General features: G+C 35.1%; 27 protein-coding genes and 1 riboswitch. Of the genes, 19 read left to right on the top strand and 8 right to left on the bottom strand.

The genetic code is table 11. The features are described from left to right. Positions 1–25: 25 nt before the first annotated feature. The 3 genes from ABH957_RS06090 (at position 26) to ABH957_RS06080 (ending at position 1,466) form a co-directional block, all read left to right on the top strand. Positions 26–367, top strand: coding sequence for an ASCH domain-containing protein (locus ABH957_RS06090; RefSeq protein ID WP_404510774.1), 342 nt, complete (start codon positions 26–28; stop codon positions 365–367). Next, a complete protein-coding gene (locus tag ABH957_RS06085) occupies positions 364–759 on the top strand; it encodes an NUDIX hydrolase (RefSeq protein WP_404456616.1) in 396 nt (131 codons plus the stop codon). Before ABH957_RS06090 ends, ABH957_RS06085 begins: the two co-directional genes overlap by 4 nt. A gap of 86 nt (positions 760–845) precedes the next feature. Further along, the gene (locus tag ABH957_RS06080) at positions 846–1,466 is read left to right on the top strand and encodes an acetate uptake transporter (RefSeq protein WP_000070943.1); all 621 of its coding nucleotides are present in this window, start codon (positions 846–848) and stop codon (positions 1,464–1,466) included. Between the two features lie 39 nt (positions 1,467–1,505). Here the strand turns inward: ABH957_RS06080 and ABH957_RS06075 are convergent, their stop codons facing one another. Then, entirely contained in the window at positions 1,506–2,603 is a 1,098-nt protein-coding gene (locus tag ABH957_RS06075; RefSeq protein ID WP_219303272.1) for a phosphodiester glycosidase family protein, read from the bottom strand. Between the two features lie 315 nt (positions 2,604–2,918). Between ABH957_RS06075 and ABH957_RS06070 the strand changes: the two genes are divergently transcribed. The 5 genes from ABH957_RS06070 to ABH957_RS06050 all read left to right on the top strand — a co-directional run bounded on the left by ABH957_RS06070 (position 2,919) and on the right by ABH957_RS06050 (position 6,422). Beyond that, positions 2,919–3,362 (top strand): flavodoxin, encoded by a 444-nt coding sequence (locus ABH957_RS06070; RefSeq protein ID WP_001062757.1) that lies wholly within the window; start codon positions 2,919–2,921, stop codon positions 3,360–3,362. A gap of 16 nt (positions 3,363–3,378) precedes the next feature. Further along, entirely contained in the window at positions 3,379–4,278 is a 900-nt protein-coding gene (locus ABH957_RS06065) for a WD40/YVTN/BNR-like repeat-containing protein (RefSeq protein ID WP_404456618.1), read from the top strand. A 218-nt stretch (positions 4,279–4,496) separates the two neighbouring features. After that, complete coding sequence (gene cspB / locus ABH957_RS06060) at positions 4,497–4,697, top strand: cold shock-like protein CspB (RefSeq protein ID WP_001179147.1); 201 nt, start codon at positions 4,497–4,499, stop codon at positions 4,695–4,697. A 190-nt stretch (positions 4,698–4,887) separates the two neighbouring features. After that, entirely contained in the window at positions 4,888–5,733 is an 846-nt protein-coding gene (locus ABH957_RS06055; RefSeq protein WP_002167856.1) for an exonuclease, read from the top strand. A gap of 341 nt (positions 5,734–6,074) precedes the next feature. After that, a complete protein-coding gene (locus ABH957_RS06050; RefSeq protein WP_002087722.1) occupies positions 6,075–6,422 on the top strand; it encodes a hypothetical protein in 348 nt (115 codons plus the stop codon). Positions 6,423–6,711: 289 nt separating this feature from the next. Here the strand turns inward: ABH957_RS06050 and ABH957_RS06045 are convergent, their stop codons facing one another. Further along, positions 6,712–7,803 carry a DUF3900 domain-containing protein gene (locus ABH957_RS06045; RefSeq protein ID WP_002014380.1) on the bottom strand — a complete coding sequence of 364 codons (1,092 nt, stop codon included), beginning with the start codon at positions 7,801–7,803 and terminating at the stop codon, positions 6,712–6,714. A 115-nt stretch (positions 7,804–7,918) separates the two neighbouring features. Next, positions 7,919–8,245 carry a hypothetical protein gene (locus ABH957_RS06040; protein WP_404456621.1) on the bottom strand — a complete coding sequence of 109 codons (327 nt, stop codon included), beginning with the start codon at positions 8,243–8,245 and terminating at the stop codon, positions 7,919–7,921. A gap of 466 nt (positions 8,246–8,711) precedes the next feature. Here ABH957_RS06040 and ABH957_RS06035 point away from each other — a divergent pair, with 466 nt between their 5' ends. From ABH957_RS06035 to ABH957_RS06015, 5 genes are all read left to right on the top strand, one after another. After that, entirely contained in the window at positions 8,712–9,623 is a 912-nt protein-coding gene (locus ABH957_RS06035; protein ID WP_404510772.1) for a VanW family protein, read from the top strand. A gap of 237 nt (positions 9,624–9,860) precedes the next feature. Continuing rightward, a riboswitch (SAM riboswitch) is annotated at positions 9,861–9,967 on the top strand. 72 nt (positions 9,968–10,039) lie between these two features. After that, positions 10,040–10,708: an amino acid ABC transporter permease gene (locus tag ABH957_RS06030; protein WP_002066492.1), complete on the top strand. Its 669-nt coding sequence runs from the start codon at positions 10,040–10,042 to the stop codon at positions 10,706–10,708. A 19-nt stretch (positions 10,709–10,727) separates the two neighbouring features. Then, positions 10,728–11,489 carry an amino acid ABC transporter ATP-binding protein gene (locus ABH957_RS06025; protein WP_033708422.1) on the top strand — a complete coding sequence of 254 codons (762 nt, stop codon included), beginning with the start codon at positions 10,728–10,730 and terminating at the stop codon, positions 11,487–11,489. Positions 11,490–11,500: 11 nt separating this feature from the next. Then, positions 11,501–12,292, top strand: a complete 792-nt coding sequence (locus ABH957_RS06020; protein ID WP_404510770.1) for an amino acid ABC transporter substrate-binding protein — start codon at positions 11,501–11,503, stop codon at positions 12,290–12,292. Between the two features lie 75 nt (positions 12,293–12,367). Further along, complete coding sequence (locus ABH957_RS06015) at positions 12,368–13,276, top strand: VOC family protein (RefSeq protein ID WP_002087713.1); 909 nt, start codon at positions 12,368–12,370, stop codon at positions 13,274–13,276. Between the two features lie 200 nt (positions 13,277–13,476). On the opposite strand, the gene ABH957_RS06010 is transcribed toward ABH957_RS06015, so the two are convergent. After that, entirely contained in the window at positions 13,477–13,995 is a 519-nt protein-coding gene (locus ABH957_RS06010; protein WP_113936050.1) for a GNAT family N-acetyltransferase, read from the bottom strand. Positions 13,996–14,308: 313 nt separating this feature from the next. Between ABH957_RS06010 and ABH957_RS06005 the strand changes: the two genes are divergently transcribed. Together ABH957_RS06005 and colA are read left to right on the top strand one after the other, a co-directional pair. Next, on the top strand, positions 14,309–14,986 hold the full coding sequence (locus ABH957_RS06005) for an MgtC/SapB family protein (protein ID WP_113936049.1): 678 nt from the start codon (positions 14,309–14,311) through the stop codon (positions 14,984–14,986). A 203-nt stretch (positions 14,987–15,189) separates the two neighbouring features. Next, entirely contained in the window at positions 15,190–18,105 is a 2,916-nt protein-coding gene (colA, locus tag ABH957_RS06000) for a collagenase ColA (RefSeq protein ID WP_404510769.1), read from the top strand. 35 nt (positions 18,106–18,140) lie between these two features. Here the strand turns inward: colA and ABH957_RS05995 are convergent, their stop codons facing one another. Further along, complete coding sequence (locus ABH957_RS05995) at positions 18,141–18,644, bottom strand: GNAT family N-acetyltransferase (RefSeq protein WP_113936047.1); 504 nt, start codon at positions 18,642–18,644, stop codon at positions 18,141–18,143. Positions 18,645–18,899: 255 nt separating this feature from the next. Here ABH957_RS05995 and ABH957_RS05990 point away from each other — a divergent pair, with 255 nt between their 5' ends. From ABH957_RS05990 to ABH957_RS05975, 4 genes are all read left to right on the top strand, one after another. Then, the gene (locus tag ABH957_RS05990; RefSeq protein WP_404510767.1) at positions 18,900–19,298 is read left to right on the top strand and encodes a DUF2871 family protein; all 399 of its coding nucleotides are present in this window, start codon (positions 18,900–18,902) and stop codon (positions 19,296–19,298) included. Between the two features lie 138 nt (positions 19,299–19,436). After that, positions 19,437–20,828, top strand: a complete 1,392-nt coding sequence (locus tag ABH957_RS05985; RefSeq protein ID WP_113936046.1) for an FAD-binding oxidoreductase — start codon at positions 19,437–19,439, stop codon at positions 20,826–20,828. Between the two features lie 6 nt (positions 20,829–20,834). After that, entirely contained in the window at positions 20,835–21,182 is a 348-nt protein-coding gene (locus ABH957_RS05980; RefSeq protein WP_113936045.1) for a DUF4260 domain-containing protein, read from the top strand. 245 nt (positions 21,183–21,427) lie between these two features. Next, on the top strand, positions 21,428–22,033 hold the full coding sequence (locus tag ABH957_RS05975; protein WP_113936044.1) for an FMN-binding negative transcriptional regulator: 606 nt from the start codon (positions 21,428–21,430) through the stop codon (positions 22,031–22,033). 346 nt (positions 22,034–22,379) lie between these two features. On the opposite strand, the gene ABH957_RS05970 is transcribed toward ABH957_RS05975, so the two are convergent. The 3 genes from ABH957_RS05970 to ABH957_RS05960 form a co-directional block, all read right to left on the bottom strand. Continuing rightward, entirely contained in the window at positions 22,380–22,568 is a 189-nt protein-coding gene (locus ABH957_RS05970; RefSeq protein ID WP_404510765.1) for a Phr family secreted Rap phosphatase inhibitor, read from the bottom strand. Then, a complete protein-coding gene (locus ABH957_RS05965; RefSeq protein ID WP_113936043.1) occupies positions 22,565–23,659 on the bottom strand; it encodes a response regulator aspartate phosphatase in 1,095 nt (364 codons plus the stop codon). Before ABH957_RS05965 ends, ABH957_RS05970 begins: the two co-directional genes overlap by 4 nt. A gap of 278 nt (positions 23,660–23,937) precedes the next feature. Beyond that, complete coding sequence (locus tag ABH957_RS05960; RefSeq protein WP_404510763.1) at positions 23,938–25,404, bottom strand: protein adenylyltransferase SelO; 1,467 nt, start codon at positions 25,402–25,404, stop codon at positions 23,938–23,940. Positions 25,405–25,595: the final 191 nt, after the last annotated feature.

Here is a 25,595-nt window from a genome sequence, read left to right as displayed (position 1 = left end):
AGATGAATAAAAGGGAGTGAAATGTATGAGATACGAAATGGGATTATATAATAAACCTTTTCAGTCGATTCAATTAGGAAAAAAAGTATATGAAGTACGCTTATACGATAAAAAACGTCAACTTATAAAACAAGACGATGAAATTGTATTTACGAACCTTACGACAGCAGAAACGATGGCTGTAAAAGTAACGGAGATAAAACGATACGAAAGCTTTAAAACAATGTACGAACAAATTGATAAAAAATTATTTGATTGTGAAGAACTTAGTATAAAAGAAATGTTAGAAAGTACATACGGAATATATACGAAAGAACAAGAAAAAGAATGGGGAACAGTTGCGATTGGTGTTGAGGTAATAAAGTGAGAAGAAACCGCGGTGTAGCTATAATTATACAAGGTGGTAAAATCGCTCTTATAAAACGTGTTCGAGAAGGTGAAATGTATTTTGTTTTTCCAGGCGGGGGAATTGAAGAAGGAGAAACACCTGAAGAAGCAACGAAGCGAGAGGTTTATGAAGAATTAGGGGTACATATACAAGTGGAGCATCTGATTGCAAAGGTGGAGTATAAAGGTACGGAGTATTATTATAATGCCCATATTATAGGTGGAGTTTTCGGAAGTGGTAAAGGCGAGGAGTTCGAGCTGAAAGATAGAGGGAGCTATATTCCTTTATGGATGCCGGTAAATGAGTTGCCAAATTTAAATGTAAAACCTTATGATATGGCCAAATGTGTATTTGATTATTATGGAATATAAGGTCTGACAACATACAAAAAAAACCATTGACATAGCCTTCTGATTTAAGTATTGTATTCGAGTATGTTTATAATCAGGAGGTTTATATGAGCAATCAAACTACTACACATCATGTGAAAATGACAACAGCAGATCCATCTGGAATTGGTCTATTTGGATTAGCGATGGTAACACTTGTAGCATCATCTCAAAAGTTAGGCTTAACAGATGGCGTTTCACTTGTATTACCATGGGCAATCTTTTTAGGAGGATTTGCACAAATCTTTGCATGCATTCACGATGCAAAGCATAACAATACGTTCGGTACAACAGCATTTGGTGCGTACGGCCTATTTTGGTTAGGTGTTGGAATGACTTGGTTAATTCAACTCGGAGTATTTGGCGAAAAATTAGCCCAAACTGCAGATTCAAAACAGCTTGGTGTAGCCTTTATCGGATACTTGATTTTCACGATCTTTATGACAATTGGTGCAATGGAAACACATAAAGTATTATTTATGATTTTCGTCCTTATTGATTTCTTATTTATTGGTCTTTCATTAAGTACTTTAGGTGTTATGCCGCACGCAATGCATAATTTAGCAGCGTATTCTGAACTATGTATTTCATTATTATCTTTCTATGGTTCAGCAGCAGCCGTGTTAAATACACACTTCGGAAAAGTTGTATTACCAGTTGGAAAACCATTTGGTATTTTTAAAAAGTAATAAAAAAGAACAGATGATTGTATAGTCATCTGTTCTTTTTTATTTATTTATTGCTACAGCAGTAGATCCTGTCATTTCGGAAATCTTTTGAGAGCTTGCTGGGCTACCATCTATCGTTACATGAACTTGTTGCTTAGGGTTCGAGGTAACAACCCAGGCGTTTGGTAAATAGCGTGATTTATGAGATAAGGTTGAAGGGATGTTTAAAATGTCTCCCATTGCGTACAATGTTGCTGACGAGCCCCCGTCCATTGCCATTGCATTTATGGCCCCTTTTTCATAAAGAATATCTTGGCAGTCTCTTAAAGAAGCTCCGATACTATGAGGTTGTCTTCCATCAATGATGAAAAACATAATTGATCCATCTTTTTTCTGAGCCATAATACTTCGGGGACCATAGCCCCATCCGCCATCATTTGTAATCATTTTTTCGCCATTTACAATTAGTTGAGGCATAAAGCCAGCAGCGGAAACGACATTCTTATTTAACAGTTGATTAGCAGAAAACTCTCCTGAAACCATTTGTCCGTATTTTGTAAGTCCACTGACGAGAGTAGGGGTATTAATGTCTTGCGGTGTGTTTATAACTTTCCCGTTTTCAATAACAATACCGATGCCTGTTTTACCACCACCATGCCCCGTTTCATCCCAGAACCCACTAGCATTTACAGCAGCAAGTGCATGGTTTCGTTTTGCCATGACATATATTTTTTCTCCAACGTCTTTCCCTTCTGAACCTTGTTGTGTAACGAGCTTTACATTTAATGGATTACTAATAGTCATTAATTTACCTTCAAAAAAATGATCATTGTATTTTTTCTTTATCGTTTCAATCGAAACGTTTAATGGTGCATTTTTCTTTCGCTCTAATTCTTGTTTTGAAAGTTTAGTATTGGCAAAATCGCTGTTTTTCCATTTTGGATTTGTAATGGATTGAGAAATATCATTTAACTCGTTATCAGACAGTAATGTAATTTTTGCGTATTGCGGATGTTGAGACGTTAAAATACTTTCCGCTGCGATGACACGTAAATTATGGCCGTATGAAGTGCCAAATAGAATAATGGCACCCACTGTTAATAATAGTGCTGTCAAAAGGGATGATATTTTTAAAAGTCTAATAAAAAATTTTTTCATTAGAAAGACTCCTCTTTTTGTAAGATCGAAATTGTTTGTTACCTAAAAATAATGAAATGTGTAAATGGCCTTTCGCATTATATATGCAACATATTAAATGTGAAAGGATGTATATACAATAAGTTGAGAAACTAGATTTGGCAATAGATGAATATGAATGTTAATACTCAAAATGAAAAGGGAATAGTCAGATGTACCATTTCTTTTAACATAAATGAAAAGGATATAAATTGAATGAAAATAATAATTGAAATTGATTCTCATTATTAATATAATGAGAATGAGAATCAATTATTGTAAGAGGGGGATGCCAAAGTGGCGAAAATTTTAATAGCGTATGCAAGTATGTCAGGGAATACAGAGAGTATTGCTGACTTAATTAAAGTAAGTTTAGATGCCTTTGATCACGAAGTAGTATTGCAAGAGATGGAAGGTATGGATGCTGAAGAATTATTAGCTTATGATGGAATCATTTTAGGATCTTATACGTGGGGTGATGGTGAATTACCATTTGAAGCGGAAGATTTCCATGATGAGTTAGAAAATATAGATTTAACGGGTAAAAAAGTGGCTGTTTTTGGATCAGGTGATACGGCGTATGAGCTGTTTTGTGAAGCGGTAACGATATTTGAAGAACGTCTTGTAAAATGCGGGGCAGAACTTGTACAAGAAGGATTGAAAATTGAATTAGCTCCAGAAGATAAAGAAGACGTTGAAAAATGCAGTGATTTTGCAATTGCTTTTGCCGAGAAGTTCTAGGAACGGGAGTGTCAACGTGGAAACAATGTTAAGTGCAACTGCTATTACAAAGTTAAGAGATGGAAAGCTTTTGTTAGCTACTACATATAATGGTTTATTCATTGAAAAAGATGGAGAATGGAAACAGGCTTTAACTGGTTTCCGAAAACGAATTCGAGATTTACATAGTGAAGGTAACGTAGTTTACGGAGTAGGGGACGAAGGAGTTTTTATTCGTAGTATGAATGGTGGAGAAACGTGGACGATCCAGCGCTTTCCAACGAAAGCAACGAGCTGGAATGTATGTAGTAATGAGAATGGAACAGTAATTGCTCATGGAGATAAAACACTGTATCATTCTAATAATTTTGGTTCCACATGGGAGACTATTCAGCCATTTCTTAATTACGGTAGTGAGGCACCATCTATTCGATCATTATTTTTATATAAACATTACTTATTTATCGGTACGAAAATACATACTAAATATGGTGGTGTTTGGCTTTTTGATTTAGAGACACGTAAATTAAAAAGGATTAAAATAGCGATGAATCAGATGATTTCTGCGTTGACTATACATAATTCCTATTTAGTAGCGGCAAGTGGATCGTGCAAGGGAATTAGCGGAAATATTTCTTTTTGCAGAATAGATGAGAGTATCGAAAGTGATAAAATAGGTTGGCATACATGTCAAAGTGAACAAAAAGCGAGTAGTTATTTAGATTTAAGTGTGGATCAACATGTGTTATATACAACGTCAACGCAAAATAAGGCGGGAATTAGCACTGTTTGCCGTGTGCTTCTTGAAGAAGGAATTGTTACAGTATGTGATTCGGTTAAAGGGCATGGTTGGCGCATTGTTAATGAAAAAGAAGGCTATGTTGTAGCTGGGTCAGGTGAATTAAAAGCGATGCAGTGGAAAAAAAAAGCTGTATAACTTTAAAAAAACTTTACTTTTATTATATTGGTATGATATAGTTACTTTAAACCATTTTACTTTTAATAATATAGAGATTTAAATGAGCTGTAACTTCCGAGGAGGATAGCAATGTTAAATCTCCTCTGGGGTTGCAGTTTTTTAATATATGATGTATTATTGTAAAGTGGTTGAAAATGAATATGTACATATAGGTACATTGTAGGAGGATTTTTTAAATGCAAAACGGTAAAGTAAAATGGTTTAACGCAGAAAAAGGTTTCGGTTTCATCGAGGTTGAAGGCGGAGAAGACGTATTCGTTCATTTCTCAGCTATCCAAGGCGACGGCTTCAAATCTTTAGAAGAAGGTCAAGAAGTTACTTTCGAAGTAGAACAAGGTAACCGTGGACCTCAAGCTACAAACGTAAACAAGAAGTAATTATGAAAAAAAGAAGGGCTTGCCCTTCTTTTTTTTTTGCGTTTTTATTGAATATCCTCCTATGTACATGTAATAATAAGACTGAATTTTTGATTTTTATGCGAAGTTTTTCATGCATAAAGTGCATTAATAAATAAATACTGAAAATAAAGTATGTGTGTGAAAAGGAATTTAGAAAGAGGTAAATAAATTGAAAAACGCTACACACTTCATTGTGTTTGATATTGAAAGGAATTTTAGGCCGTATAAATCAGAAGATCCGTCAGAAATAGTTGATATTGGAGCTGTAAAAATAGATGTGAGTACAATGAAGGTTATTGGAGAATTTTCAGAGTTAGTAAAACCAAGTGCCCCATTAACTCGTCATACAACAAAATTAACTGGAATTACAAAGAAAGATTTAATAGGTGTAGGGAATTTCCCTCAAATTATAGAGAAATTTATTCAGTTCATCGGAGAAGATTCAATATTTGTTTCATGGGGAAAAGAAGATTACCGTTTTCTATCTCAAGATTGTACATTATACGGTGTAGAATGCCCATGTATGGAAAAAGAGAGTAGATTTGATGTGCAAAAATTTGTTTTTCAGGCGTATGAAGAATTATTTGAGCATACACCAAGTTTACAATTAGCAGTGGATCAGCTCGGCTTAACGTGGGAAGGGAAGCAGCACCGGGCTTTAGCAGATGCTGAGAATACAGCAAATATCTTTCTGAAAGTATATGGCGAGAGAGATATTAACAAGCGATACAAGAGACATGGTGAGCTTGAACTTGTAAAGAACGGAAAACTAACAGAAAAAGCGAAAAAAAGGATGCGGAAATGGGTGTTTAAAGAACTGAGAAAAAATACAGAGCGTCCTTTTGTATGGAGTGCATTTGAAAGTAGTGACACGTGGGAAGGTATAACGGAAAGATATTATATAAGTGAATCAGCAGTAGAACTTCTGAAAAAACACTTTCCTACTGCGGTGAGAAAAGCGGAGCGGCAGCTTAGGTATTTGGCTGAGATGGAGAAAGTAGTAGAAGAAAGTTAGTAATAAAATTTATTTTATTCATATGTACAACTAGACTTCAGGATTAAGTTGCTGAAGTTTAGTTGGAAAATTCACGGCTTGTCCTGTATTGTTAATGGAATATTTTGTTGTTTTTAGTACGGATATACATAGAAAAGAGTGTAGTTTAATGGAAGCAATCTTTAACATTTTAACCGTTTTAGTTTTTTTGATAATATTTACCACACTATTTGCACTAATTACACTTCCTTTCATAGCAAAGAAGAAGAATTGGAAAAAGCTTAATATATCTTTAGCTCGTGGTGTATTAAAGATTAAAATCGAAGAGTAAGGTAAGAGTCTTATACAAGGGAGGTGTGATAGTGATAGACTTGGAAATCAAAGATGTCACCGTACAGATGGAATTAAATGGTGTCTTTTGGAATGAGGATGGAATTGCTGAAATGATGGTGACTACAAAAGCGGAGCATTCTCTTATTCTTCGTCTAGTAGTTGACTTAGAAAGTAAAACGATTCGTGCGATGAATGCCGAGATAGTGGGTGGGTTCTGTCCTCTATGTAAACAGAAAAGGAACGAATGTAGTGAACTTAATGACGTGCAAAATAAAATGGATATTTTAGAAGAAGCCTACGATTGGGTGAGAGAGCATCCGGAATATCGTTTTCAATTATCTTTTTACGAGTACAATAAATTTGAGGTAGTAAAGTGAAATTTTCATTTTAACAACATACATAATGACTAAAAGGAAAAACACCAAAAACTTATAGAAGGACTTGGTCAACTAGAAATATTGAAGTAGATGTCTCTCATGGAAATATGCTTGATTCTACAAGAAATGTCATCTTGGAGCAAAAATATTTTTTAAAAATAAGCATATTTGTTATAAAGAAGAAAAACCGATTCTTAGTAGAATCGGTTTTTAATATAAATGTCAACTATGTCCCAAATAAAAGAGCGCTTGTTAATAGAGCTCAGTAAAAATAGGTATATGGAAGCATTTATTCAATCCCATTCGGATCATAAGAATACTGCTGTTTATTCTCAATCCGCTCAATTACGTCTTGTAATTCATCCGGCTTCAAAAACTCAATTGGAGAGAAGCCTTTCTCAAACGTAAGTGTATCAGCCTCAATCATTAATACATATCGGTCGTTTACCTTTGCAATATGTATTAGGTCTCCGAAATCAGCAAGCAAAGCCTTCACAGAGATATGATCTGCTTTTAGCTTTAATTCCACTTCAGGGGCGTGCTCGACGATTTGAGCAGTAGCTTCCATTACTTCTTCGGTTGAAAATTGTTCCATAATTTCGCGTTTCGGACTGGCAGCCCATACTTCCATCGCTTGGTCGAATTGTTCGCGTTCTTCAGTACCTTCTTCAAATACATCTTCAATTTGGTCGTATACCATGTCCATTACTTGTGTTTTCATAATTTCAGGCATAGAGCGTTCGTATTCGACGAATTTTAAGAAGTCTTCAAAGTAGCGGGCGTGTGATGCTTGGTGTATTTTTAGTTCGCCAGGCTCCACCATACCTTCTTCAGGCATGTATGGGTACTGAATAGATTTCATATTCTTTGTTGTGATGGCCATTTCAACGTTACGAATAAGTGTTGATTCATCAGAAATGGAAGCAACCTTTGGTTCGAAGTCACATTTCATTACGAATACGAATGGATCATCAAAGTATTTGCGTAGTTTTGCTTGAGCGATTAAAAACACACCACCACGTACAGCGCTTGTGTCAAGGTATGTATAAACGAGAGGTTCGCTCATATCTTTGAAGTTTTCTTTTGTTTCTGCAAAGCGAATACGATTAAATAAGTTGTAATGAGGGTTTGAATCGAGTTCATGCCCTTCTTCTACAATAAAGCGACCGATCTTCGTTGGGGCTTGTTCTGTTTTTGCGTGACGTTCTACTTTTCGCTTTGAAATTTTTAATAATTCACCATTCAAAAATTCTTTTAAAGAGCTATCTTCATACTCTTCAGCGTCTAATGTTTGAAAATGTTTATAGCGCTTATCAACTGCTTCACCTTTTCCTTCTACTTGTACTACATAAAAGGAAAGAAAATTTATTTCAAAATCCATATTTATCACCTTGTTTCATTTCATTAACTCTTATCAGTATAGAGATGGAAAAAACTTTCGTCAATTTATATAAGGAAGGGGGAGTCCCTTCCTTATATATTTGTTATTTTCGAAATTAAAATCCGTCTTCTAATGCTGAAAATGGAATGTTTAGCCTGTTTTCTACTGTACGTAAACGCTGATTTAAGCGATTTAATCTACGTGTATGACGCTCAACTGTGTTTTCTAGTTGACGTACTCTTTGCTCGAGATCATTTACTCGTCTTTCTAATTGACGGTTTCCAGTGCCAGGGAAAGAGATTGGAAGTTGAAATTGGCGATTTGGATCATATGGATCAATTTGCTCTGTTTGATCTATATATTGTTGGTATTGTGCCTGTAAATCATACTGAGGTTGGTAACCATATTGGTTATATGAATCATAAGGGTTGTAGGGATACATAAAAAAATCCTCCATTTCTTTATAATAGGTTAAATTCACCATAATGTATGTGCAAAAGCGGAGTAGTGGCACGGCAAATACCTATATACACTGAAGCGAATGATTGTTTTTACCTATAAAATCTCGGTTTAAGTTGTTTAATAATGATCACATATGAAAAATCGGTATTACGGTTTCTAAAGCATGCAGGTGAATAAAGAGGTGAAATGAAAGGGTTTTACATTTGTATTTTATCTGTTAAATGGTATATACTGGATGGGGATAAGTTACATAAAAGTTACAATCTTATCAAACTCGAAAATTTATATAAATATGTATAGACATTTACAAAAGAAAAGAGTAATTTTAATAGAGTAAAAAACAACTTGTAACATTTTCTAAATATATTGTAAAATGATTGTAACAAAAGATACATAAAAATGAAATAATACATAAGAAATAATGTTGGGGAAAAGGAGAGAGTATATTGTTCCGAAAAATAAAGGGTATATTAGTAGGGGTGCTATGTGTAGCTGTAGTAAGTGGTTGTGGCACAAAAGTAAGTGATGTGGCATTAGTAAGTGATTTTGGTGGGAACGTTGTAGAGGCTAAGGCTGATGTACAGGATTCAATTAGCTTAGTGGATGCGCGTACTGGTACTGAGGTGAAAAAAATAGACTTATCGAGCTTAGGTTATTTTGAAGATGAGGCGAAATTCAAAAAATCGGTAACGAAGGTTGCAGGTGAAGTTGGGAAAAGCGTTGACAAAAAGATGGTTCCTTCACGTATAGCTCCTGATGGATCATGGCAAGAAGGAAAGCCTTCTTTTGAATTAATGGAAAAAGAATTAGTAGATAAATTATTAAACGTTGGTATGTGGGATTCTTCATATCAGTTACCTATCGTTGAGAAAAAGCCTACCGCAACATTAAGTGATGCGCAAGGAAGTGGCACGGTAATTGGTAGATATGAAACGAATTTAGGTGAATCAGCAGGTGGCCGTATTGAGAATATTCGTTTGTCGGCAGCGAGCATAAATGGAGTTGTATTAGCAAAAGGAGACAGTTTCTCTTTCAATGCATTAATCGGTGATACAACGCCAGATAAAGGATATCAATTAGGTAAAGAAATTGTAGATGGTAAATTAGTAGATGGTTATGGTGGTGGCGTTTGTCAAACATCATCAACGCTATACAATGCAGCAGATCAAGCTGGTTTGAAAATGGTAGAGAGAACTACACATTCTAAAACAGTAGGTTATGTCCCTCAGGGAAGAGATGCTACAATTGCTTATCCATATTTAGACTTAGTATTTGAAAATACGAATGATGCTCCTGTTAAGCTTTATATGGGTATTCAAGGCGGAAAGTTAGTTGCTGAAGTACATAAGATGAAATAAATATGTAGTTAAAGGATAATAAAGTAAAATATTTATAGTTTCTATAATTGAAGCCATCTCTTCTGAATTTCAGAGGAGATGGCTTTTGTGTACAGTTTATTAAGAATAGTAAATTGATGTATTACTAGTATGTTCGAACAAGGGTTGAGTTTAATTCTTAGTTTTCCTATTGACATTGTTTAATTTTAACTGTATTCTTCATAATAACAACTAAATAAATGGAAAAATTTATTGGTTTTCTTATCAAGAGAGATGGAGGGACTGGCCCGGTGAAATCTCAGCAACAGGCTAAAAAAGCACTGTGCTAATTCCAGCAAACGTATGAGGCGTTTGGAAGATGGGGGGAAATGGATTAACATTCAACTCTTCTTATATGTGTAAGAAGAGTTTTTTTGTTTAGAGAGGGGGGGGAGAAAATGAAATTTGATGTAGCGTATTTTTTAGAAAGTTTTCCGCAATTATTTAAGTATGTATACATAACTTTAGGGATTACTGTAGTTTCCATGATTATTTCTTTCTTTATAGGGATTGGCTTGGCGATCATTACAAAAAACAAAACGAAATTTTTATATCCAATTGCAAGGGTGTATATCTCTTTCTTTAGAGGGACACCGTTATTAGTTCAATTGTTTGTGTTATATTTCGGATTGCCACAAATATCTCCGGCTTTTACAGTACTTACAGCTATGCAAGCAACTTTAATTGGCCTCAGTTTAAATAATGCTGCTTATTTGTCAGAAATCATTCGAGGTTCATTAAATGCTGTGGAATCAGGGCAAATGGATGCTTGTTTATCAGTTGGAATGACAAAAGCACAAGCGATGCGACAAATTATCTTTCCGCAGGCTATTCGTGTAGCAGTGCCGTCACTTGGAAATAATTTTGTTGGATTGTTAAAAGAATCTTCGTTATCTTTTGCACTTGGAGTGGCTGAAATATTGGCACAAGCGAAAATGCTGGCGGCACAATCGTATCGTTATATGGAAAGCTATTTAGCGGTAGCGATTGTGTATTGGATTATTACAATCGTAATCAGCTGGGGACAGAAAAGGTTGGAGAAGAAACTTGATGCACCGTATTTATAAGAGAAATGAGGTGATATATGTGATTGAGTTAAAAAATTTGTATAAATCTTACAAACATAATGAAGTGCTGAAAGGAATCTCACTTACTGTAAAAAAAGGGGAAGTGGTAGTAATTATTGGACCTTCTGGTTCAGGGAAATCGACATTACTACGATGTTTAAATTTATTAGAACAACCGGATGATGGCAGTATTAGAATTGAAGATTTAGAGATTCATACGAAGAAACTTTATCAAAAAGAAATCATAAAATTACGTCAAAAAACAGCTATGGTTTTTCAAAACTATAATTTATTTAAAAATAAAACAGCATTGCAAAATATTACAACAGCATTAACGGTTGTACAGAAAAAAAGTGAAGAAGAGGCAAATGGAATAGCGAGAGAAATATTAAAACAAGTAGGCTTAGCTGATAAAGAAGATTTTTATCCGGCAATGTTATCAGGTGGACAACAGCAAAGGGTAGGGATTGCTAGGGCAATGGCTTTAAATCCAGCTGTATTATTGTTTGATGAACCGACTTCAGCACTTGATCCAGAATTAGTTAATGAGGTATTGCAAGTTATTAAAGACTTGGCAAGACAACATATAACGATGGTTATTGTTACACATGAAATGAATTTTGCAAAAGAGGTGGCTGATCGCGTTATTTTTATGGCTGATGGAATTATCGTAGAGCAGGGAACGCCAGAAGAGATTTTTCGAAACCCACAAAATGAACGTACGAAAAAGTTTTTACGGCAATTAAATGCATCTGAAGAAGGAAATCATTTCGTTATTTAGGAGGAAGAGTTATGAGAAAATCGTCATTATTACTAACATTAGCATTAACACTATCAGTTGGAGCTTTGTCTGCATGTGGTTCTAATGCAGCAAGTAAAAAGACAGATGAAAAAGTAGTGAAAGTTGGGACTTCTGCAGGTCGTAGCCCATTTATATTTAAAGAGGGTGAGAAAGTAAAAGGTTTTGATGCTGAAATTATTGAAGCGGCTGCTAAAAAAGCTGGATATAAAGTAGAATGGAATGTTTCTGATTTTGAAGGATTATTCGGTTTATTAGATTCAGGCCGTATTGATACGATTGCAAATGAATTATCCGTTTCTCCGGAAAGAAAAAAGAAATATGACTTTTCGATTCCGTATGTGTATTCAGGTTCTGTTTTTGCGGTGAAGAAAAATAATAATACAATTAAATCGCTAGAGGATCTAAAAGGAAAGACTGTAGGTGTTGGACTTGGTACAGCAGGAGAGCAAGAGTTAAAAGCTTTAAATAAAAATAATGCTTTTACGATTAAAACGTACTCAGAGGACCCAACGGCGGAATTGAACGAAGTAGGATTAGGACGCGTCGATGCTTATTATAATGATAAAGTTCAAGTGGAAACAACAATAACAAAGGCGAAACTAGATAATATCAAAGTTGGATTTGGCCCACTTGAATGGGGAGAGATTGCATTTCCATTTGCAAAAAAGAGTGAAAAGTTAGAAGATATAAATAAGGCGTTAAAAGAATTAGAGCAAGATGGAACATTAAGTGACATATCGAAAAAATGGCTAAAAGTTGATGCTACAAAAAAACAAAATTAAGGTGTATTCGTTGAATGGGCCTATTGCCTATCAACTTACATAAAAAACTAAAGGGAACTGGAGAGGAAGTTATTCATGGTACAAATTCATCCGAAAACACGTATTGGTCATGTTGCATTTAAAGTAAAAGATCTAGAGCGTCAAATTGCCTTCTATGAAAATGTAGTAGGATTAGAAGTAATTAAACAAGAGGAGAACAAAGCACACTTAGCTGGAAAGGGTGGTAAGAATACGTTACTTGTTCTTGAGCAGTTGGAAGATGCAGCGCTACAAGAACCGCGTACGACGGGTATATATCACGTTGCCTTTTTAGTTCCGACTCGTGAAGCTTTTGCTTCGGCACTATTTGGTGTTATTCGCAATAAAAAGGTAATTGATAGTCCAGCTGAGCAAGAAGGGCGTTATACATATTCAAATGAAATTTTACCAATTTCAAGATTTAATAGTGCAAGTGATCATACGTATAGTGAGGCGTTTTATTTACAAGATTTAGAGGGGAATGGTATCGAAATATATGCAGACCGTCGGCGTGATCAGTGGGGAGAAGGTCCAGGAGGAAGTACGCCACTTGATTTAAAAGAACTAGCAGTGCTCGTTGATTATGAGTTTGATGGCTTACCAGCCGAAACGGTGGTTGGACACGTACATTTACGAATAGCTGATGTGGAGAAGTCACATGAGTTTTATGTAGATACAGTAGGTTTTGAAGTACAACAGCGTGAAGATGATTGCTTATTCATTTCGGCAGGAGGCTATCATCACCATATTGGTGCAAATACGTGGAACGGGGTAAATAATCCACATCCACCAGCACATGCAACGGGACTAAAAGTGTATACGATAGTACTACCGCATAAAGAAGCGTTAGATGAAGTGAAAGAAAGATTAATAGAAAAACAACATGAAATAAATGAAACTACAAATGGATTTACTGTAGTAGACCCAAGTGGTATTACAGTGCAGTTTGAAATAGAAGCAGTATAAAGTGAAACTTTAATTAGTGGGGGTTTTGTTCATCCCCCACTGATTATTAGCCTTCACCAATCGGGCTTTTATGGGCAGTTAATCTCCCACCTAACTTCTTTGTTCCAGCTGAATTTTGAGGTGGGAGTTGTACTGCCTGTTAACGCGGGATAAAACAAGCCAGAAAGTGTTTAATCACTTTCTGGCTTGTTTTTGATTATTTAGAGCTCAATCCAATACCTTCTCACAACATTCCCATCTTCTTCAGTGTAATCTTCATCCCGGAGACCGCCGTTATGTAAAATCGTTTTCTCAGAAGCCGTATTTACTTCGTCACAAACGACAAGTGCTTTCGTGATGTTTAATTCTTTTGTTTTTTCTAATGATAACTCTAGTAACTTTGTAGCATAACCTTTTCTTCTTTCAGAAGGGCGAATACCATAACCGATATGGCCTCCAGCATTAAATAGATGATCAGTTAAACTATGACGTATATTAACAACTCCTACAATTTTATTTTCATCTGTCACGAGCCAATAAGTAGAATCTGGTACCCAAGTTTCAGGAATATTTATTCCGTTATGTGCGTCGTGTAATTCTTGAATCATTGTCGTGAAATTAGAAGGATTTTTTGAAATAACCCATGGAATCATCGCTTCACCGCTATCTTTCCATTCGTTATAAAAATCTAAGTATTCTTCTTGTAAATCGGTAGTAGGTGTAAGTAAAGAGATGTTCATTGTTAGTAAGCTCCTTTTATTTATGTTTTTTTTCACAAAAATTATGATATGAAATGAAAGCGTTTCCTGACTTTCTCAACCTCATTTCACGCAACTCATATGCCATTTTTAACTGAAAATAAGTTAGACGTTGAACTTTAAAGGTTTTTTGTATGAGAAGTAGGTTGTTTTATTTATGTTAATATTTAAAATATTAACATAAAATCACTGGGATATTAAATGTATTTTAATAAAATGCTTTTATATCGATGGGTAGATGCATGTGATAATTTTTGTTTTATCTCTCTATAATGAATAAAAGGGGGAAGTGCTCGTGAGCTTACATATTGATTTTATTATACGAATCGGTGTTGCTGGTTTGTTAGGGGCGATAATCGGTATTGAAAGGGAAATTCGCTCAAAAGAAGCTGGATTAAAAACACATTTCCTAGTAGCCGTAGGGAGTGCTTTAATAATGGTCGTTTCGAAATATGCTTTTTCGGATATTGTGTTTGAAGAACATATGGCTCTTGATCCGAGCCGGATTGCAGCGCAAGTTGTTAGTGGAGTTGGATTTTTAGGTGCAGGTACAATCATTATTCAAAAGCAGGCAGTGAAAGGATTAACGACAGCGGCTGGTTTATGGGCTACAGCAGGAATAGGGTTAGCAATTGGAGCAGGTATGTATGTTGTAGGGATTGGAGCGATGATTCTCGTTTTGATTGGTTTAGAGATTGTAAGTCGTATTTTTAAGGTGCAATTTTTATTTCCGCAAAATATAACAGTGCAAATGTGTATAAATAAACACGAAGCGGTACAACAAATAGTAGAGACGCTACGAGTGAAAGGTATTCCAATACTTTCATATGAAGTGGAAGCTTTACAGCAAGATACAGAAATAGTTTATAAGGTAGGAATGCAATTGAAAAATATATCGTCAGAAGAAAAGAATGCATTTATTCAGCATATACAAGCATTACCGGAAATTACGTTTATAAAGTTAAAATCATAGTGTTGAAATAGAGGATAAATGTAGCAGGAATTTCGCTATTATCTATCCTTTTTTGACATAAATCACATGTGAAGTCAAGTGTTAATTTCACTTTGGATGGATACATGTGTGAACGTTCCCTTCTTTTTTCTCAATACAGAATAAATAGTCAGAATAGTAAAATAATGGAGTGGGACACTAAAAAATGTAAGGTAGGGGAGAACATGAAAGGCTATTCAAAAAAAGTTTTAGTAGGGGTAAGTTTTGCTAGTTTAATGTTAGGGAGTTTTCAAGGAAGCATATTGGCGGAAGATACTAAGGGAGAGCAAGTTTCATATCGAAATGTGCTAAAAATGGAGCCGGTTGGTGTACAACTGCCCGTGGAAGAATTAGCTCATTCATCGAAAGTATTAGAAAGCAAGTCTTTTGAGAAAAGGCTACAATTTGCTGATTTATCGCAAAGGCCACCGGAAGTAAAAAAGGAAAGTAAGCAATTAGCTGTAGCCAAAACTTATACAATTGCTGAATTAAATCAATTAAGCAATCAACAATTAGTAGATTTACTTGTAACAATCGATTGGGAGCAAATTACGGGGCTATTTCAGTTTAATAAGGATAGTCTTGCATTCTATCAAAATGATAGTAGGATGCAGGCAATTATTGATAAATTGAAGCAGCAAGGACAGGCTTATACGCAAGACGATTCAAAAGGGATTGAGACATTAGTGGAAGTTTTGCGATCAGGGTTTTATTTAGGGTTTTATAATACAGAATTAAGTAAACTAAATGAACGTAGCTATCATGACAAGTGCTTACCTGCATTAAAAACGATTGCGAACAATCCAAATTTCAAACTCGGTACGTTAGAACAAAATAAAGTTGTATCATCATATGGGAAATTAATAGGAAATGCTTCGAGTGATGTGGAAACGGTAACATCGGCTGCAAAGATTTTTAAGCAATATAATGATAATTTTTCTACATTGGTAGATAATCTTTCAGCTGGAAATGCGATTTACGATATTATGCAAGGTGTTGATTACGATATTCAATCGTATTTGTACGATACGAGAAAAGCACCGAAAGATACAGTATGGTACCAAAAAATAGATAGCTATATTAATGAATTAAGTAGATTCGCGTTAATGGGAACGATTACAGATAAAAACGGATGGCTTATTAATAATGGCATTTATTATACAGGTAGACTCGGCACATTCCATAGTACAGGGACAAAAGGATTACAAGTTGTAACAGATGCGATGAAAATCTATCCTTATTTAGGTGAGCAATATTTCGTAGCAGCTGAGCAAATTACGACGAATTATGGCGGGAAAGATGCAAACGGTAACGTTGTTAATTTAGATCAAATACGAGAAGATGGGAAGAAAAAGTATTTGCCGAAAACGTATACGTTTGATGATGGTGCAATTGTTTTAAAAGCGGGAGATAAAGTGACTGAGGAGAAAGTTAAACGTTTATATTGGGCAGCAAAAGAAGTGAAGGCACAATTCCATCGTACGGTTGAAAGTGACCAACCGTTAGAAAAAGGAAATCCAGATGATGTATTAACGATGGTTATTTATAATAGCCCGGCTGAATATCAATTTAATCGTCAATTGTACGGGTATGAAACGAATAACGGCGGTCTTTATATAGAAGGAACAGGTACGTTCTTTACTTATGAACGTACGCCAGAAGAAAGTATTTATAGTTTAGAAGAATTGTTCCGACATGAATTCACGCATTATTTACAAGGTAGATATGAAGTGCCAGGACTTTGGGGGCAAGGTAAGATGTATGAGAATGAGAGATTATCTTGGTTTGAAGAAGGGAATGCTGAGTTTTTTGCAGGTGCAACGAGAACGGACAACGTCGTTCCAAGAAAGAGTATTATAGGAGGACTATCTTCGAATCCAGCAGAACGTTATACGGCAGAGCGAACGTTAAATGCAAAGTATGGAACGTGGGATTTCTATAATTATTCCTTTGCTTTACAATCGTATATGTACAATAAGAGATACGATATGTTTGATAAAGTTCATGATCTTATTAGGAAAAATGATGTAACAGCATATGATGCATATCGCTCTGCTTTAAGTAAAGATGCGAATTTAAATAAAGAGTATCAAGACTATATGCAAATGTTAGTAGACAACCGTGAGAAATATAATGTTCCGTTAGTGTCAGATGATTATTTAGCAACTCATGCACCGAAACCAGTTTCAGATATTGCCGCAGAAATTACAGCGGAAGCAAAATTAAGTAATGTATCAGTAAAGAAAAATAAATCACAATTCTTTAATACATTTACACTGCAAGGAACATATACAGGAACTTCTGCAAAAGGAGAATATGAAGACTGGAAAACAATTACGCAAAACGTTAATGATACGTTAAAACGTTTAAGTGCAAAAGAATGGACAGGCTATAAAACAGTAACAGCTTACTTCGTGAATTACCGTGTAAATGCATCAGGGCAATTTGAATATGATGTTGTGTTCCACGGTATTAATACAGAAGAAGGTGCTGTGAATAAAGCGCCGGTCGCGGTTATAAATGGTCCGTATAGCGGACATACGAATGAAGCAATCTCGTTTAAAAGCGATGGATCAAAAGATGAAGATGGGAAAATTGCTTCTTATAACTGGGAGTTCGGTGATGGTGCGGTAAGTAATGAGCAAAATCCAACTCACGTATATACAAAAGAAGGAACGTATACGGCGAAATTAACAGTAACAGACGATAAAGGATTAACTAATACTGCTACAACAAGTGTAACGGTTCAAAAGAAAGAAGATAACAGTGTAGAAAAAGAGCCAAATAATTCATTCCAAACGGCAAATAAACTGCAGTTAAATCAAGTTTTACGTGCTAGTTTAGGAAACGGTGATACGAGTGATTACTTTGAAATAAATATAGAAACTGCGAAAAACCTTCAAATTAATGTAACGAAGGAAAATAATATCGGAGTAAACTGGGTTCTTTATTCAGAAGCAGATTTAAATAATTATGTTACGTATGCACAGCAACAAGGAAATAAATTAGTAGGTAGTTACTATACGTATCCAGGGAAGTACTATTTACATGTATACCAGTATGGTGGTGGAACAGGGAATTATACGGTAGAAGTGAAGTGAAAAAAAGGGTCGCCATTCATGGTGATCCTTTTTTGTTATGCGTTATACCCGAATAATTTTAGATCTTCTCCTGAGTCTGAAATTATTTTTTCGAATCGCAATCCTACTTTTTCTAACAGCGTACCTGAAGCAGCATTATCTATAGAAGTAATTGCTACAATTCGTTTCATTCTTAGCTTCTGTACACCGTATTCTATTACAGCAGAAGCTGATTCATAGCCGTATCCTTTCGAACGGAATTTTTCTAAAAAGGCAAAGCCGATATCAACATCTTCTAATGAATCTCTTTTAATAAGGCCGCACATACCAATTGGTGTGAGATTTTCTTTTTGTTCAACTAAGTAAAGACCAAAGCCCATTTTATTATACATATCGACGGGTCCATTTAAGATGTATTTTTTTGCATCTTTTAAGTTTTTAATACCTTTATCACCAATAAATTGAATCCATGCAGGATCATTTACTAATTCAAGAATAAACGGAGCATCTTTTACATCGAGCCAGCGAAGAGTGAGTCTTTCAGTTTCAAGAACTATCAATCTATTGCACCACCTTTAATAGTTATAACAATTAGTATGGATTGCGAAATACAAAAATGCAACATATTTTAATAGAGCCCTGCTTGTTCACATAAAGTTCGTTTGTTTTGTATAAAAGGATATTTTATAATTAGAATTGATTGTAAAGAGTGAGATACTTATACAATGACTCCTAGGTAACTAGGAGTTTTTACTATATAACTATCATTATTACTAAATATGACGCACTACACATTCTACTTAAGGAGGTACATAATGAAGAAATTATATAATGCATCGTTTACTTATTTGATTATCGGTTTATTGTCAGGAATATTTGCTAGGGAGTATGGAAAATATAAAGGGATTTTAGGATCTACTTTATTAAATCTTTTGCATACGCATACGTTAGTACTTGGCTTTTTCTTCTTTTTAATTGCTTTAGGATTAGCGAAAGTATTCGCGTTTCATGAAGTGAAAGGATTTAATAACTGGTTTATTTTACATAATATCGCATTAACTTTAATGTTAGGTTCGCTAGCAGCGAGAGGAATTCTTCAACTAAATGGAGCGGACTTTAAAGGGTTAACTTATATTGTAGGGTTCTCTCATTCTATGATGGCATTTACTTTAGTTTGGTTTATGATTCTGTTGAAGAAATCGTCTAAAATATAGTTTTATAAAAAAGAACTTGTAGGGAATACTGCAAGTTCTTTTTTATATATAAAATTATAGGAATCTCACTATTCTGATTATTTTGTATAAAAATGGTATAATTAATGTGGCGTAAATAATATAAAAGGAGAGTACGTAATGGAAATAACAATTGAACGTTTAGTAAATGAATTAAAGGATGTACTTCCTGAAGAGCAAGTAGTGGTTAATAAGACAGTAAGAGAGTTACATAGTAAAGATGAATCTTACCATACTAGTAGTTTACCTGATGTAGTTGTTTTTCCAAAAACGATGGAAGAGGTTAGAGCAATAATGAAAGTAGCGAGTGAGCATAAAAAACCTGTCATTCCATTTGGAGTAGGTTCTAGTTTAGAAGGTCATATAATTCCTTATGAAAAGGGGATTACAGTTGATTTTTCATTAATGAACAAAATACTTGAAATAAGAGAGAAAGATTTTCTTGTGAAAGTACAACCAGGAGTGACTCGTTCTCAGCTCAATAAAGAATTGAAAAAGTACGGTTTGTTTTTTAGTGTAGATCCAGGTGCAGATGCAACGTTAGGAGGCATGGCTGCTACGAATGCGAGCGGAACGACAGCGGTTAAGTATGGCGTAATGCGTGATCAAGTTCGTGATTTAGAAGTGGTGCTTGCTGATGGGCAAGTGATACATACTGGCAATTTAGCGGCGAAGTCATCATCAGGTTATCATTTAAATGGTATTTTCGTAGGATCAGAGGGTACGCTTGGATGCTTTACAGAGCTAACATTAAAAGTATACGGCATACCAGAACATGTTATGGCTGCGAGAGCATCGTTTCCAACTATAAATGATGCAGTAGAAGCTGTTATTAATATACTACAAGCTGGTATTCCAATTGCGAGAATAGAACTTGTTGATGAATTATCTATGAAACAAGTAAATCATTACAATGAAACAAATTACAGAGAAGAACCAACACTGTTTTTAGAGTTTCACGGAAATGAAGCAGGGCTAACGCAAGATATCGAGTTTACGAAGGAAATTGTTTTTGATCATAAATGTAAAGAAGTTGCTTTTGAAACTGAAACTGCGGCAAGAAATAAATTATGGGATGCAAGACATAACTTAGCTTATTCTTACGTTCATAGTTACCCTGGCAAAAAGCTAATGAGTACAGATGTATGTGTGCCAATTTCAGAGTTAGCTGGCGCGATTCAAAATGCGAAAGAGACGTTAGATAAGGTGGGCCTTGTTGGTGGTATTCTTGGCCATGTAGGAGACGGGAATTTTCACGTGCTCTTAATGATTGATCCAAATGATAAAGATGAAGTGAAAAAAGCGGATGAAATAAATGAAAGTATTGTACTGTATGCTCTTAAGCGTGGCGGAACTTGTACAGGAGAGCATGGCGTTGGAATAGGAAAGCAGAAGTATCAAGAAGAAGAACATGGTGCGGCATTATTGGTAATGGAGAAAATAAAGAAAGCTCTTGATCCGCAAAATATTTTAAATCCGAATAAAATTTTCAAGCTAACAGATAAGGAATGATGAATTTTGGAGAAACGAATTATACACTTTGAAGGATTGGTCGTCTTATTAGCTGCGATTTATATATATGCATTATGTGGATTTAGTTGGTTATTATTTATCGTATTACTTTTTGCACCTGATTTAGCAATGGTGGCGTACGCTATTAACAAACGTGTTGGTGCACAAATTTATAATCTATTTCACACATATATCATATCAATATTACTTGTTTTAATAGGGGTCTATGTAAAGATGGATACAATTTTAATGGTTGGTTTAATATGGACAGCACATATTGGAATGGATCGAATGCTTGGGTATGGATTGAAGTATGAAACTGATTTTAAGGATACGCATATTCAGAGGTTATAGCTTAGGTAAAACGGAATTCATTGAATATGTATTAGAAAAAGCTATGAAGGATCGTTGAATAGAAGAGTTTGTATCAATACGAAAATAGACTAAGGTGGCAGAAATCATATAATGCCACCTATTATTTTTGAAGAAGAGGTTTTACTATATGAACTGACCTTATAAAACAATTACAATCTGCCCCTGCCAAATAATAAATCTCGTAAATATAATGGGAAATAAGAAGATAAGAAAAGAGGGAGCTTATGTACATACCAAAACATTTCACTATAAAAGATGAAGAGACGAAGTACGAAATGATTGAACAAAATAGCTTTGCAACTTTATTTTCTCAACATAACGGGGAACCATATGCAACGCACTTACCGTTGTTATTAAATAGGGAGACTCTAACTTTACATGGCCATTTCGCACGTCCGAATGAACAGTGGAAAGATATTGAGAATCAAGAAGTATTAGCAATATTCCAAGGACCACACAGTTACATATCGCCGTCGTGGTATGAAACAAACAAAGCTGTACCAACGTGGAACTATGTTGCAGTACATGTATATGGAGAGTTAGAAGTTGTTGAGGATGAACAGGAATTATTAAATTCTCTTCAAGATTTAGTACATAAATATGAAGACCCACAGAGTACCTACTCGCTAAATGAAGTAGATTCGAATTATATGGCAGGATTAAGTAAAGGGATAGTTGGGTTCAAAGTAAAGATAAATAAAATAGAAGGAAAGGCGAAGTTAAGTCAAAATCATTCTGTGGAGAGGCGGAATTTAGTTATTGAAAAACTTGAGAAAGTTGGTAGTGAGGGGAGTAGAGAGATTGCGGAGTTGATGAAAGGAACAAAATAAGTTCTGTGAAATGAAGGTAATTTACTAATTTTGTAGAAAATATATTTTTACTTAAAAGAAAATGCCTCCGTAGCTCTAGAAGGGAAGAGCGCCGGAAAACATGTCGCACCGGGTCGCAAGGCGAAGGTTTCAGAAGCACCGAAAAGCAAATAAGCTGAGACAGGCGGAATTCCTGTCGGTGAAATTCCGTAGGGAAGCGTGTTCCCCTCAGCCTATGCTTACGAAAGGAGTGCGGGTTCGAATCCCGTCGGAGGCATATGGAAAGCCCTGTATGAAGAAATATTCGATTACATTAACTAAATAAGTGCATTTAAAAAAGACCTTCTTAATGGAAGGTCTTTCGTTTTTAAAGCGCTTTTACAGCTGTTGTTGAGTTGTAGTCTTTACTTACGTTAACAGATTGAACAAAGTCAGGTCTTTGTGGTGCAGGAAGATCAGCATGACCCGCTTGGTATGTAATTGAACTATGAATACCAGTAGCTAAAATACCGAAAACAGATAGTCCTAAAAAAACAGAGCCAATTTTTTTAATCATTTCAATGCCCCTTTCTCAAATGTTTTTTCTTTTGCCTGTAACGCCTTATGAAAATATTCGCTTGCCTTAATGTGGTTATTTTCACCATAAAATTTAACAGCTAATTTTTCTGAGTATTCTTGAGTGTAGTTATATAATAATTCTTTGTCGAAATACGTAATTCCTTTAAGAATAATTGTTTCTAATTCTTCAGAAGGAACATTATTATTTATTTCGTTTAGAATTTTAAAATGATATATATATTCTTCATTATTTAATTCCATACAAATTTTTAATCCTTTTTGGATTAACCCCTCAGCAATACTTGTTTCATCTAGTTTAGAGTGTTCTCTTGCTTGTAAGAAGAGAGCTTTGAAATGTGTAGGCCTCTTTTCAGTTACTTCTGATAGGTGACGTATTGCGAGTGTGGAGAGGTTTTGACTGGCATATAACCAACCCAAATTATTACGTACACTTAAAATTAATTCTTTTTCATCGGATTTTTGTAAAAGGTGTATTGCTGAATTATATTGCTCTTCTGCTTGTTCATATTGTTTTAAATATACAAATGAGGCACCTAATGTATTTTTACATAATCCAACTTTAACTTCGTAGCCAGCTTGTTTATTGAAAATCTCTTTAGCCTTTGTCGCATATTCAATAGATTCAATTGGTTGGTAAAAGTGATAATGGAAAATAGCCATTCGATAATAAAATTCAGCCTGCTCTAGATTATCAGTGTTATTTACTAATAATAATTTAGCCTGTTCATAATGCTCGCTAGCTAAGTTATAGTCTGTGGTTAAAGTTGCATAAATGCCTTTAAAGAAATGATAGTAGTAAGACAGTGGGTGATTAGATGAGATTACGTAAGAATCTATTTTATCAAAACTATCTTTTGAAATGCTTAAACTATCTGCTAAAACTTTAAATCGAAAGTCTAGTAATGAATGATATAATGCTAAGTTTTCATCTTCTTCAAAGTTTAGTTCCTTTTCCTCAATTTCATGCTTTAAATTCGTTGCCTGTGAAACATCTTGCTTTAGCATAGCTAAATACCAATCATTAAATAATTTCGTAATTTGTTCATTACCTTGTAGTTGAACGTTCATGAAATCCCCTCACTTTTTGAATATTCTTATAAAATATAGTATCAAAAATAACAATATTTAGAAATGATGTTTTATATTTCTCAACATTTATTTAGTAGATTTACTATTAAACAAATTGGAATAAAGATAGTTTTGATATTTAGTTTAAGGAAGGAGGGAGTGGAATTTAGTAAGGATAGCTAAAGGGTGCTTCAGTCCGCTTTTTTGAAAGGGAAATGTATAAAAAGGTGCGTTCACACAATTTGTATGAACACACCTTTTAAAAAAGTATTACACAATCACGTCCCGCAAAAAGTACGATAAGGACGATTAGACGGCACAGGAGGCGTGCAGTAATCCGCTTGTTCTTGAGAATATTCATAAGGATTTGCTAAAGCTTGAAGAAGTTTCTCCATTACGCTATAGTCTCCATCTTTAACAGCTGCTTCTAGTGCTTCTTCTACTCTGTGGTTCCTGGGGATGATTACTGGGTTGTTATTTTTCATCAACTTGTAGGCATCATCTTGTGATTCTTTTTGTCTTTCTAACCGAGATTGCCATAGCTCGTACCATTCTTTAAATTCAGGACTTTCAAATAAAGGTGCATTTTCTAATGTATTGTCAGTTAATGCACGGAATGTATTTGTATAATCTGCTTTATATTTTTCCATCGCTTTTAAAAGTTTCTCAATAAGTGATTGATCATGTTCTTCATTGCTAAATAGTCCTAATTTCTTCTTCATTCCGAGGAACCAATTGTTTTCGTACTGCACGCTGAACTTTGAAATTTCATCTTGTGCAATCTTTAGTGCTTCTTCTTCATCTTCGTGTAGAATCGGCATTAAAGATTCAGCTAATCGTGCAAGGTCCCATGCAGCCATATATGGTTGATTTCCGTATGCATAACGGCCTTGTGTGTCAATAGAGCTAAATACTGTTTCTTGATTATAACTATCCATAAAGGCACACGGACCGTAATCAATCGTTTCACCGCTAATCGTTATATTGTCAGTGTTCATTACGCCGTGAATGAAGCCAACGAGTTGCCATTTTGCGATAAGGCTTGCTTGTCTCTTAATGACTTCTTGTAGTAGTGCGACATATGGATTTTCAGTAGATTCAACTTCTGGATAATGTCTTTTTATCGTATAATCAGCTAAAGCTTTGAAATCTTCGATTGAGCCTCGAGCTGCGGCGTATTGGAATGTTCCAACGCGTATATGACTGCTTGCAACTCTAGTTAAAATAGCTCCAGGTAACTTCGTTTCGCGATAGATTGGTTCGCCAGTTGAGACTACTGCTAAACTGCGAGTAGTTGGAATATCAAGCGCGTACATCGCTTCACTAATAATATACTCACGTAGCATCGGACCGAGTGCAGCGCGGCCATCACCACGGCGCGAATATGGAGTTGGACCGGAACCTTTCAATTGAATATCAAACCGTTCGCCTGAAGGAGTAATTTGTTCCCCAATTAAAAGGGCACGACCATCTCCTAACATGTTGAAATGACCAAATTGGTGCCCAGCATACGCCTGAGCTAGTGGATGAGCTCCTTCTGGGATTGCGTTACCAGCTAAAATGGCAACTTCGGTTTCTTTTTTTAATTCCTCAGGAGTAAAGCCAAGAGATATTGCTAAAGAATTATTTAGTTTAATTAACTCCGGTGAGTGTACAGGAGTTGGGGGGATTTCGGTGAAAAATGATTTGGGCAGGTCAGTATAACTACTCTCTAAATTCCAACCAGTTTCGTTTTTATTAGTCATCGTATCTCCTCCTTTTTGTGTATTTTAGAAATTTGAATTGTAATTGTTTTTTAATTATTCTCTTGTACTTATATGTATTCTGTGTGAGGTTAATTAAAAATATTATACGTTTATTTTGAAAGATCCCCTTGAAATCTATTGTAAGGACTTCATTACATTGTGTCCATTTAACTGTCATAAAAACAAAAAGA

The organism is Bacillus sp. RC242 (genome assembly GCF_044908245.1).
GTDB lineage: Bacteria > Bacillota > Bacilli > Bacillales > Bacillaceae_G > Bacillus_A > Bacillus_A mycoides.
Note: the sequence above shows the minus strand (reverse complement) of the source record. Positions and strands in the feature narration are given on the sequence as shown.